A 12,365-nucleotide genomic window follows, 5' to 3' on the forward strand; every position below is an offset into this window, starting at 1 on the left:
CAACAAATTCTGTAGAAGATCTAAGCGGCATTTTTTAGTTCATGATATTTTTGATGTGGCGTTAAATAACCAATCGTTGAATGGCGTCGATAATAATTGTAAAACTGAATATAATTTTCAACTTCACAGACAACAGATTGATGATTCATAAACGATAAACGGTTAAGTCTTTCTGTCTTTAAACTCCTAAAAAATCTTTCCATCACGGCATTATCGAGGCAATTACCTCGCCGACTCATGCTTTGAGTTATTTTCCGTTCAAAGAGGTGCGCCCTAAACTCCTCCGATGAATATTGGCAACCTTGATCTGAATGGAACATCAAACTTGTCGTATCCGGTAATTGCCGTTCAATTGCGTTATCTAAGGCTTCTTTCACTAATTTCGAATCCGGTTTTGTTGATAAGGCATAACCAATAATTTCTTTGGTGGCTAAATCCAACACACAGGCTAAATAGCTCCACCCATAGTGATGTCTAATATACGTGATATCCCCGACATAATAGTGATTATGCTGTTCAGGGGAAAATTGTCGTTTAAGCAAATTAGGGGCATATCGATGTTCGTTACCCGATGAGTGATAGTAGTGCTTTTTCGTTGGTCTAATTGCAACTAATTGATTTAATTTCATGATGTTCGATATTTTATAAGTGCCAATTTGGTGCCCTAAACCCTTTAACTCGGCTTGAATACGTCTTTTGCCATAAATTTGACCCGATGTATAAAAAATACGTTTGATTTCGCCACACAGTCTTTCATTTTCAACTGTCGGTATTTTCGTTTCATAATAAAAACTACTGCTGCTTACTTCAAAAAGATGGCATAACTCAGTGACCGTAAAATTGGGGTACATGATTTTCAGTTGCTTCACGATTTTGAGTTTTGATTGTCGAGGATGAAGTAAGCCGCGGCTTTTTTTAATATGTCATTATCCCTCTGAGCACGCTTAAGTTGAACTTCTAATTCTTGTATGCGCTGTTGCTCGGGTGTTAACGCTTTTGATTTTACAGGCGTATTCCCATTTAACTCGGCAAGATATTGTTGCTTCCATCGTGATACGGCAGATTTACCCGCACCGGATATTTTTTCAACTTGGATATTGCTATATCCACCTTCAACCATGAGTTTTGCATATTCCAGTTTTTGCTTTCCGCTAAAGGTTACTTTTACTTTTCGGGTCATATTTATACCTATAAGATTTTGCTTAATTATAAGCTATAAATCTCTACAGTTTTATTAGACCACTACAATACCATTTTGCGACGGGAAAATATTTATAGCCATCATGGTAATAAATACTGGAGTAACGTTGATCCGCAACATCTTTATCAGCGTAAAGGTCAAATTGCCGTCACCCTGGTTGACCAACAAGATAGTGAAACTTTCGTTGAACAGGAAGCCAATCGCTGTCTGGAATGTAATTATATTTGCAGTAAATGTGTTGATGTCTGCCCAAATCGCGCCAATGTTTCGATTGCTATACCTGGCTTTCAAAATCGCTACCAAACGCTGCATTTAGATGCCATGTGCAATGAGTGTGGTAATTGTGCGCAATTCTGTCCCTGGCAAGGCAAACCATACCGAGACAAGGTGACTATCTTTAGCCTGGAAGAGGACTTCATCAACAGTACAAATCCTGGTTTCTGGGCCGAAGGCGATCGGATTTCTGTCCGACTCAATAGCCAAACCTGGCTATTACGCATCAATAACGACAGCCAATTTCAGAAAATACCGCCTGAACTGCACAACATGTGTCAAATCATTAGCCATGTACACAAACATCATCAATATCTATTAACTGATGTGGAGGCCTGATCATGTTAATTTTAAAAAATGCCACCGCGATAGAATTTGAGCCTGCCCGAATAAGAGAAAATATTGATATTGCCATTAAGGATAGCGAAATTCTGGCTATCGGCTCCAATTTGACTGCCCGTTTTCCCGCAGCAAAAATTAAATCGATGCATGGCCGCATTGTTATGCCTGGTATTGTCTGCGCTCATAATCATTTCTATTCTGGCTTATCCCGTGGCACTCTAGCGCAAATCCCTTCTTGCCCAGATTTTATTTCTACTTTAAAAAATCTATGGTGGCGACTGGACAGAGCGCTGGATGAAGAAGCACTTTACTATAGTGGCTTGATTTCCGCACTGGAAGCAATTAAAAGTGGCTGTACTGCCGTTATCGATCATCACGCCTCACCCAATTTTATTCATGGCTCGCTACACACTTTACGTAACGCTTTTTTAAAAGCCGGATTACGCGGCATGACCTGCTTTGAAACCACTGATCGCAATGGTGGCCTAGCTGAACTTGAGGCTGGCATTGAAGAAAATATTAACTTTGCCAAATATATTGATAGCACGAAAGGCAAAGAGCCTTATCTGGTAGAAGCCCACATTGGTGCTCATGCTCCTTTTACCGTATCCAATGACGGACTGGGTCTATTACAAAGCGCCATCAAAGAAACCCAACGCGGTTTGCACATTCATGTGGCAGAAGATCACTATGATGTCTCCCATAGCCATGATAAGTACGGTAAAGATCCCTTACTCCGTTTAGCTGAATACGATCTTATCGATCACAAAACCTTAATTGCTCACGGGCTCTATTTGTCGCCCAACGATATTCAGATCCTCAACCAAAACGATGCTTTTCTGGTGCATAACGCCCGCTCTAATATGAATAATCATGTCGGCTATAACGCGCAATTAGCTAATTATCATAATGTCGCTTTAGGCACAGATGGCATCGGTTCAGATATGTTTGAAGAGTTGAAATTTGCCTTTTTTAAACATCGCGATGCCGGCGGAAAACTATGGCCAGATAGTTTTACTCGCTATCTATGGAGTGGCAATACCTTACTGGCACGCAACTTTAATGCCCAATTTGGCCGGCTAGAAAGTGGTTATAAAGCTGACTTAACAATTTGCGATTATGCAGCACCAACACCACTGCAAGCAGAAAATATCCCAGGACATCTGGCCTTTGGCTTAAGTTCAGCCAGTGTTGATAGTGTAATGATTGACGGGGTTATGGTGTATGAAAATCGACAATTTACTTTCGACCATCAACCTATTTACGCTGAAGCCAGAAAAGTTGCCGCTAAATTGTGGCAGCGCATGGACACACTGCAATAAAAACCTAACACAACAAAAAATAGCGATTAACAGGTGGATTATGATTGAGCAATTTTTCCGACCAACCACCATTGAACAGGCAATGGATCTTAAACGCCGTTTTCAACATCAGGCGGTCTGGTTTGCGGGTGGCAGCAAATTAAATGCCACCCCGACTAAAACTGAACGCAAAATAGCCATTTCGCTACAAAATTTGCCGATGAATAATGTTGATTGGGATAACGGCACATTACGTATTGGCGTATTAACGAAGCTACAGCAATTACGCGATATGCCCTCTATTCCTCAAGCACTGTATAATGCGTTAGGGTTTATCTACTCTCGCCATCTACGCAACCAATCTACGATGGGCGGCGAGATCGCCGCTCAACAAACAGAGTCGTTACTACTTCCGGTTTTACTGGTGTTAGATACAGAAGTAGTCTGTGCCGATGGGCAAATTTTAAGTCTGGAAGATTATTTGGCCACCCCCGATGATCGACTGTTAAGTGAAATTATTATCAAAAAACCTTTTCGCCATTGCGCCACCCGCAAAATCAGTCACTCAGCCGCCGGCTGGTCAGTGATTACGGCAGCAGTGGCTATCACTGATAAGCAACAATACCGCATTGCCCTAGATGGTGTCGGTGAAAAAGCGCGCCGGTTGCCTGCTATCGAATCATTAGCATTGCAAGGAGAAGAGCTGGAGAAAGCGGTCAGTAATGCCATACGGCCAGTCGATAACTTGTTAGGAAGTGCAGCATACCAACGTTACATTGCTGGTATTTTAATAGCTGATCTGTTGACCGATTGCCGGCAAAAAGAGGAGAGAAGCAAATGAGGGTTCGTTTCACGCTAAATGGCTGCCCCAAAGAATTGGAATGCAGAGCAGGTGACAATGTTCAGCAACTACTTTTCAATCTTGGCATGCATTCAGTCCGTAATAGTGATGATGGATTTGGCTTTGCTGGCTCTGATGCTATCTTGTTTAATCATACCATTCATAATGCTTCCCTACTGATCGCTGCTCAACTGGATAACGCCACCATTATGACTGCGGAATCACTGGCTAGTTGGGATCAATTGAGTATTGTGCAGCAAGCCATGATCGATGTCGGCATTGTGCAATCTGGCTACAATGATCCCGCTGCGGCCTTGATTATCACTGATTTGCTAAATCGCATCGCTGATCCTGATCGTGAACAGATCGATGACGCACTACCTGGTTTATTCAGTCGCGATGCCGGTTACCAACAGTTTTATACGGTCGTCGATTTAGCCAAAAACCGGCTGCTCGATCCTGCTCACCAGATAACCGTTGCCCCTATTTTCCGCGACGATTTGGCCCTAATCGGCAAAATCCATCCTAAAACAGACGCGGCCAAAATGGTGCAAGCTAAACCCTGCTACGTCGAAGATCGCATTGCCCACAACGCCTGTGTAATAAAAATGCTACGCAGCCCGCATGCCCATGCTGTCATCAGTCAACTTAATGTCAGCAAAGCCGAAGTCTTACCTGGCGTAATCCATGTCATTACCTACCTTAACTGTCCAGATATCTACTACACTCCTGGCGGACAAAGTGCGCCGGAACCCTCTCCCCTTGATCGCCGCATGTTTGGCAAAAAACTACGCCATGTTGGCGATCGGGTAGCTGCCGTCGTGGCAGAAAATGAGGAGATTGCCTTAGCGGCGTTAAAACTTATCGACGTGGAATATGACGTATTAAAACCGGTCATGTCGATTGACGAAGCGATGGCAGAAGATGCCCCAATTGTCCACGATGAACCGGTTGTCTATATCAACGGCGCTCCCGCTGATCTGGCACAACAAAATCAACACGCCATAAAACGTGGCGAGCAGATGTTTATCAACTTCCCGATCGGTGCCCGCCCGGTCAACAATATTGCGGCCAGTATTCATGGTAGCATCGGTGATATTGCTGATGGTTTTGCTAAAGCCGATATGATTATCGAACGTACCTATCAATCTAAACAGGTACAGCAATGCCCTGCCGAGCCACACATTTGCTATAGCTATATGGACGGTGATCGCTTAGTGATCCATGCCTCAACCCAAGTCCCCTGGCACCTACGCCGCCAAGTTGCACGTATCGTCGGGCTAAAACAGCATAAAGTCCATGTCATTAAAGAACGCGTCGGGGGCGGCTTTGGTTCCAAACAAGATATATTGTTAGAAGAAGTTTGTGCTTGGGCGACCTGCGTAACGGGCAGACCAGTCTACTTCCGTTATAGCCGTGAAGAAGAGTTTATTGCCAATACCTCACGCCACGTGGCGAAGGTAACCGTTAAACTGGGTGCCACCAAAGAGGGAAAACTTACCGCGATTGACATGAATTTCCGCGCTAATACGGGCCCCTATGGCAATCATGCGCTAACCGTACCCAGTAATGGCCCGGCGCTATCACTGCCTCTCTACCCCTGCGACAATGTTAATTTTCAAGTCACCACTTACTACAGTAATATCTGCCCGGCCGGTGCTTATCAAGGCTATGGTGCGCCAAAAGGTAATTATGCGCTCACAATGGCGATGGCTGAATTGGCGGAAAAATTAGGTATTGATCAACTGGATATGATTGAACTTAATCGGGTACAAGAAGGTCAAGAGTTGAAGATCCTCGGTGCCATCGGCGAAGGAAAAACACCCACCAACGCCCCAACTGCCGCCAGTTGTGCCTTAGCACCGATCCTGGCTAAAGGACGCCAATTAATTGACTGGCATGGGCCGAAACCCGTTGCCGACGATTGGCGGATCGGTAAAGGTGTGGCCATTATTATGCAAAAATCAGGTATTCCGGAAATTGATCAGGCAAATTGCATGATCAAGCTAGAATCTGACGGCACTTTTATTGTCCATTCTGGCGGTGCCGATATTGGTACCGGTTTAGATACCGTGCTGGCAAAACTGTGTGCCGAAGTATTATGCTGCCCGCTGAACGAAATCCATGTCATCTCTGGCGATACCGATCACGCTCTGTTTGATAAAGGCGCTTATGCCTCATCCGGTACCTGCTTCTCAGGTAATGCGGCCAAAAAAGCGGCGGAAAATTTACGCGAAAAAATACTTTTTTACGGTGCTCAATTACTCAACGAACCCAAAGAAGATGTTTCTCTGACTTATCCAGGTATCATCCGTGGTAAACAGGGTCAAATCAGTTATGGCCAAATCGCCCATCAAGCGGAAACTGGCACTGGATTTGGTGTACTGGTAGCAACCGCTAGCTATGTCACCAATGATTTTGCCTTTCCATTTGGTGCCAATTTTGCCGAAGTCGCAGTCAATCTACGCACTGGCCAAATTCGGCTTAACAAATTCTACGCCCTGCTCGATTGTGGCACCCCGATTAACCCGGATTTAGCGCTTGGTCAAATTTATGGTGCAACATTACGCGCCATCGGTCACAGCCTAACCGAAGAGATCCAATATGATAGCCAAGGTATTCCTCTAACGCGTGATCTCCGCAGCTACGGCGCACCAAAAATCGGTGATATTCCGGCGGACTTTGGCGCTTTTCTGGTTCCCAGTGACGACCCGGTTGGGCCGTTTGGTGCCAAATCTATCTCGGAAATTGGCGTTAATGGCGCCGCACCGGCTATCGCCACTGCGATCCATGATGCCTGTCATATTTGGTTACGGGATTGGCCATTTACGCCAGAGAAAATATTAACTGCCTTAGGAAAATTGTAATTGATTGAGGCTGCTCAAACAGCCTCTCACTCACCCTACAACAATCAATTAACTATTTTAATCCGCTTCACTTAGCTGACAAATAACCGTAGCAAGCGAATATGGTCATTTTTTGCTCACCAGCCAGCAGCAAAATCAGCTCAGATTGTCACTATAAAAAATAGGTCTGCTACGATGGATAAAAATAACCTAAATGACTCAAACGCCTTCACCACTCATGCGATCCGATTAATAACACCTCCATCCTGCGCCTATTTGCTCAAACTCGCAACGGGATGACTAAAAACTGCCTAACGCGGCTAAACGACACATTAAATTGTTCACTCGCAAACTCATCGCCTTTCAGCTAATCACTATAAGAGGTCATCACTATGTCTACCAATTTACCAGAGGCACCAAGCGAAACACAGACGACAACAGCGCTGGCAACATTTTTCAAAATTACTGAACGTAACAGCAATGTTCGCCAGGAAATTTTAGCGGGCATCACCACTTTTCTAGCCATGGTTTATTCGGTAATTGTTATTCCAAACATGTTGAGCCAGGCGGGTTTTCCACCTGACACCACCTTCACTGTCGTCTGTTTAGTTGCCGGTCTTGGTTCATTATGGATGGGGCTATGGGCAAACTTACCGATGGCGATAGGCTGCACCACTTCAATGTGCGCGTTTACCGCTTTCAGTCTGGTACTAGGACAACAAATTAGTATTCCAATTGTACTTGGCATTGTTTTCGTCATGGGGGTTTTTCTTGCCATTATCTCAATCGCCGGCATCCATACCTGGATATTACGCAATTTACCGCAAGGGATTGCTCATGGTACCGCTATCGGCATCGGACTGTTTATTCTCCTTATTGCCGCTAATGGCGTTGGATTAATTAGCAAAAATCCGCAAACTGGATTACCCGTTGCCCTTGGCGCTTTTACCTCATTCCCTGCCATTATGTCACTAGTAGGCCTGGCTATTATTTTTGGTCTAGAAAAACACCGCATACCAGGCAGCATTTTATTGGTAATTGTTGGCATCTCTATTGTCGGACTGATATTTGATCCCAACATCCAATTTCAAGGCTTATTTGCCCTACCCAAACTGACAGATAATAGTGGACAATCACTAACTTTTAGTCTGAACATTGGTGCTGCCTTACAGCCGCAAATGTTACCCTATGCATTAGCACTTATTATCACCGCCATATTTGATGCGACCGGCACCCTACGCGCAGTAGCCAGTCAAGCCAACTTACTGGATAAAGATGATAAAGTTATCAATGGCGGAAAAGCATTTACTGTTGATTCGCTAAGTGCGATTTTTGCTGGCTTAATGGGCACATCCCCCGCTGCGGTATATCTAGAATCAACCACAGGCACAGCCGCTGGCGGCAAAACCGGCTTAACCGCCGTGATGGTTGGTATGCTTTTTTTATTGATGATATTTTTAGCGCCGCTATCACGGTTAATTCCTCATTACGCCACCGCGCCAGCGCTAATGTATATTGGCTTGCTGATGCTACAGAATGTGTCAAAACTCAACGGCAACGATTTTGTTGACACCATGTCTGGCTTAGTATGCGCGGTTTTTATTGTTTTCACTTGCAATATCGCAACGGGGCTCATGTTTGGCTTTATGACGCTGGTTATCGGCCGTATTTTTGCCAAAGAATGGCATCGGCTCAATACCAGCACCCTGATCCTAACCCTGCTATTGGTCATTTTTTACTATGGTGGCTTAGCGATTTAATTTTTTTTCCGAATCTTCTGGCAGATTCGGAAAAATCTTCTCGCTGGCTGAAGGACTTTGTTATCGCAACAATATTACAGATTATTATCCATATTAAAATCAAATCTGCAGTCACTTTATGTGTCAATTTTTGTTCAAACTGACCATTTCACAAGCCTGGCAGCGATAACCACACTCTAAATGTGCGTATATTATTGTTATAAGCCATTGATTAATAAAATAAAATAAGGTCTGACCAGCTTGGTTATTTTGTTAATCAATAGGATAAAAAAGATATTATTTTAATCTAAAAATAGAAACAATTTGATGATAAGTTTTTATTCGCTAACGGTGGCTTAATCGTCCAATAGGTTGCCCGTATTTAAGCTATTAAGAGCGCATTTTAATAACAATTTTTAACCATTCAAATCTACAAACAGAAAGCAAAAGGGTTCCAGATTACGGCTTATCAATAGCAATAATTATAAAATAAGAAACCTCATAAGCACGAAAGGGAGCAATCAAAAATTAATAGTTTTTAATTTATAAATTGGAGACAGTTAGAATTATGGATAATTTCTTATATGGAAAAAATAAAGGGTGGAACAGCGTTAAAAATTTACTTAATTATCAAAAAAATAATGCTCAATTAATTTACAACAACAAACCATCTTACGATATCGATAAAGCGGCAGAACATCTCTCAAGAGACGCTTATAATCAAGAATGGGCAAAAAAACATACAAACAGTGAACCGTTAACGATTACTTACACTTTTACCAATTGGCAAAAACATTCGCCAGGATCATATCAAGGTGTCTATAACCCAAAAGGCCTAACCCCATATCAGCAAAAACAGGCCAAACTTGCCTTACAAGCCTGGGAAGATGTGGCTAATATAAAACTGGTTAAAGTCGATTCGAGGGAAAAGGCCATGATCGACTTTGGTTATTATGATGGTTACGTGTCTGAGCAAGCCCATACCCAGATCAACACATCCTCCCATTGGAATTAGGCTACTAATAGTTTCGATACCAATATCAAAAATACCGTCTGGTGCAACAGCAATAGTACTTCCAACCTAAAACACCCCACGCTAGGAGAGTATGGCCGTAGCACTTATATTCATGAAGTAGGACACGCATTAGGATTACCCCATCCCGGTGACTATAATTCTATGAATGGCGGTTATCAATACAATGCTCAATATAAGGAAGACTCACGTCAATTCAGTGTCATGAGTTATTGGTCGGAAGCTGAAACCGGCGGTGACAACCACTTTCATTACTCTGCTGCGCCACTACTGCATGATATTGCCGCCATCCAAAAAATTCATGGCGCCAATACTACCACTCGAACTGACAATAACGTTTACGGATTTAACTCCAACACCGATAGAGATTTTTATACCCTCACCGACAGAAACCAGAAAGCGATTTTTTGTGTCTGGGATGGCGGCGGTAACGACACCCTAGATTTTTCCAAATATTCTCAAAATCAACGCATTAACTTAAATGAAGGTTCTTTTTCCGATGTTGGTGGCTTAAAAGCCAATGTTTCCATCGCGCAGCACACTACGATTGAAAATGCGATAGGCGGTTTGGGTAATGACGTGATTGTCGGCAACGATGCTGACAATATCCTTGAAGGGGGTAAGGGTGACGATATCATCTATGGCGGCAAAGGCAGAGATATGTTATGGGGTGGCAATGGTAATGCTATCGCGCCCAACAAAAAAACAGATGGCTCACTAACTGATGACTCACTAACTAACGAAGTGGACGATCCGATTGATGATCAAGTGCCGCTAGACGATTCTTATGATAATGACGTCACCAATCCTTGCTGGACAACCTCACCATGGGCAGAATACAACGGAAATTCTTACTGTCCTTGGACAAAGCCATCGTGCAACAATAATGGTTATCTTTCATCATATTATTCAGCACCAATGTTCAATGGCTTTACTTATAGCTATAACTCGCCTTGGCAATATTACGGCAACAATATGTTTTATAATGCCGCCTACCCTAATCAACAAGGTTATTGCAATAACAACAACTATGGTTACTGTAAACAACCAGCAACATTCTTTTGGCAACCAGACAATGCTAACCCGATTATTGATAATTATAGTGGGGGTAATAATAGTTTCTATTATTACAATGACAAAAAAGCGTCAAAAATTAGCAATAGTAGCGACAAAGATATCTTTGTTTTTGCCAGCATCGAAGATTCGCCTTTTAGCAATCCAGATGTAATCATGGATTTTGAAACCGGCATTGATAAAATTGATCTGTCTGGCATTATATTGCTTAATGCTGACCATTACCGTATTCTCCCCCATTTGGTCGACCACCTGCCGCAAAAAATCGGCGAAATGCAATTGACTTATGATAAGGAATTTAACTTAAGTCACCTGGAGTTAAATGCTGACAATGATGACACTCCCGATTTTGCGCTGGATATCTATGGCGTTGTCAAAGAAAGCGATTTTATGCTGGCATAATTGTAAAACGGTGAGCTTGGCTCACCGTTTTTTGGATGCTGCTGTGATTAATTCCCCTCTTGGCAAAAAATACCTTCCTTGCTGGCCGTATTAATAATAGCCATTACGGTTATTTTTACGGCTATATGATGAGAGAAATTGATCTATTTTACTGGTTAGCTTACCTTTAGCAGGGTAAAATAACGTGCTCGGCGACTTATAAATAAGATGAAAAAGTAGAGCTATGCTTTAGCTGACTTTGCTAGCCATGAAATGCTCATTTGGTAATTGAAAGCAACCACCGCCAATCATAATTTACTTTAGTGGGCAAATAGTAAAATTAGACAACTTACTATCGATTATCAGCTATTTCTATTGGACATGTTAGTTAAGAGGATCCTATGTCAGTACCTACTTATGACAAATTCATTGAGCCGGTATTGAGAGTTCTACAAAAGTATCCAAACGGGCTACCGGCAAAAGAAGTACACGAATACGCTGCTGATTTTCTGGGGCTAAACGATGAACAACGTGCTAAATTTATCGCCAGTGGTCAACTCATTTATAAAAACCGAGCCGGATGGGCACACGATCGTCTGAAAAGAGCCGGACTTTCTCAAAGTCTATCTCGCGGAAAATGGTGTTTAACCGACAAAGGTTTTCAATGGGCTGTGCAACACCCCTCTCCTTTAGATAAAAAACTGATTGATCATATTACTTTTGATTTCGTCGATATTTCCCTTAAAAACAATACAGATATTACGCCACTAAATACTAATATTCCTCCATCAACAAAGATTACTGCTTATGAAACCAGCAGCCCTGATGATCGACTTGATGATGCCTATCAAGAAATTCGTCATGCTGTTGCTGAAGAACTACTCAATAACCTCCTACAAGTCTCTCCTAACCGCTTTGAAATCATTGTTCTCGACATTCTCCACCAACTCGGTTATGGCGCTAATCGTGAGGATTTACAGCGCGTTGGTAATAGCGGGGATGGTGGCATTGATGGAATCATTTCATTAGATAAACTTGGATTAGAAAAAATCTATGTGCAAGCTAAACGCTGGCAATCTACTGTTGGTAGGCCTGATTTACAAACCTTCTATGGTGCTCTAGCGGAGCAAAAAGCCAAAAGAGGCATATTTATTACAACATCCTCATTCACGACGCACGCTGTAAACTTTGCAAAATCGGTTGCAGGAATGGTACTTGTTGATGGTAACCGTTTAGTAAATCTGATGATAGATAATGAAATTGGCGTAAGTTCCAGAATTATAAAATTACCAAAAATAGATACCGATTATTTTGAATAAGTCAGTTATCTAACC

At 42.6% G+C, this 12,365-nt stretch carries 7 protein-coding genes and 2 pseudogenes; 8 read left to right on the forward strand and 1 reads right to left on the reverse strand.

The genetic code is table 11. The features are described from left to right. Positions 1-20: 20 nt before the first annotated feature. Positions 21-1,180, reverse strand: a protein-coding gene (locus ArsFIN_RS01290; protein ID WP_135677411.1) for an IS3 family transposase whose coding sequence is annotated in 2 segments (ribosomal slippage) — positions 21-901 and positions 901-1,180 — 1,161 coding nt in all. Because the reading frame shifts where the segments join, the coding sequence is not laid out codon by codon here. Between the two features lie 66 nt (positions 1,181-1,246). Between ArsFIN_RS01290 and ArsFIN_RS01295 the strand changes: the two are divergent. From ArsFIN_RS01295 to ArsFIN_RS01330, 8 genes and pseudogenes are all read left to right on the forward strand, one after another. Next, positions 1,247-1,813, forward strand: a pseudogene (locus ArsFIN_RS01295) (putative selenate reductase subunit YgfK); the annotation flags it as partial. 2 nt (positions 1,814-1,815) lie between these two features. Next, entirely contained in the window at positions 1,816-3,138 is a 1,323-nt protein-coding gene (gene ssnA, locus ArsFIN_RS01300) for a putative aminohydrolase SsnA (RefSeq protein ID WP_026823217.1), read from the forward strand. A gap of 40 nt (positions 3,139-3,178) precedes the next feature. Further along, complete coding sequence (gene ygfM, locus ArsFIN_RS01305) at positions 3,179-3,958, forward strand: molybdopterin-dependent oxidoreductase FAD-binding subunit (RefSeq protein ID WP_026823218.1); 780 nt, start codon at positions 3,179-3,181, stop codon at positions 3,956-3,958. Next, positions 3,955-6,825, forward strand: coding sequence for a molybdopterin-dependent oxidoreductase Mo/Fe-S-binding subunit (locus ArsFIN_RS01310; protein ID WP_026823219.1), 2,871 nt, complete (start codon positions 3,955-3,957; stop codon positions 6,823-6,825). The genes ygfM and ArsFIN_RS01310 overlap by 4 nt, the downstream gene beginning before the upstream one ends. 371 nt (positions 6,826-7,196) lie before the next feature. After that, entirely contained in the window at positions 7,197-8,564 is a 1,368-nt protein-coding gene (locus ArsFIN_RS01315; RefSeq protein ID WP_026823220.1) for an NCS2 family permease, read from the forward strand. A 547-nt stretch (positions 8,565-9,111) separates the two neighbouring features. Continuing rightward, positions 9,112-9,558: a zinc metalloprotease gene (locus ArsFIN_RS01320; protein ID WP_051297055.1), complete on the forward strand. Its 447-nt coding sequence runs from the start codon at positions 9,112-9,114 to the stop codon at positions 9,556-9,558. A 102-nt stretch (positions 9,559-9,660) separates the two neighbouring features. Next, positions 9,661-11,052: pseudogene (locus ArsFIN_RS01325) on the forward strand (M10 family metallopeptidase C-terminal domain-containing protein); the annotation flags it as partial. 380 nt (positions 11,053-11,432) lie between these two features. Further along, entirely contained in the window at positions 11,433-12,350 is a 918-nt protein-coding gene (locus ArsFIN_RS01330; RefSeq protein ID WP_026823221.1) for a restriction endonuclease, read from the forward strand. Positions 12,351-12,365 lie beyond the last annotated feature (15 nt).

This window comes from Arsenophonus nasoniae, from assembly GCF_004768525.1.
Taxonomy (GTDB): domain Bacteria; phylum Pseudomonadota; class Gammaproteobacteria; order Enterobacterales; family Enterobacteriaceae; genus Arsenophonus; species Arsenophonus nasoniae.

Coding starts and splice junctions, on each gene's coding strand:
- ygfM (WP_026823218.1), top strand. CDS start 3,179: ATGATTGAGCAATTTTTCCGACCAACCACCATTGAACAGGCAATGGAT.
- ArsFIN_RS01310 (WP_026823219.1), top strand. CDS start 3,955: ATGAGGGTTCGTTTCACGCTAAATGGCTGCCCCAAAGAATTGGAATGC.
- ArsFIN_RS01320 (WP_051297055.1), top strand. CDS start 9,112: ATGGATAATTTCTTATATGGAAAAAATAAAGGGTGGAACAGCGTTAAA.
- ArsFIN_RS01330 (WP_026823221.1), top strand. CDS start 11,433: ATGTCAGTACCTACTTATGACAAATTCATTGAGCCGGTATTGAGAGTT.
- ArsFIN_RS01315 (WP_026823220.1), top strand. CDS start 7,197: ATGTCTACCAATTTACCAGAGGCACCAAGCGAAACACAGACGACAACA.
- ssnA (WP_026823217.1), top strand. CDS start 1,816: ATGTTAATTTTAAAAAATGCCACCGCGATAGAATTTGAGCCTGCCCGA.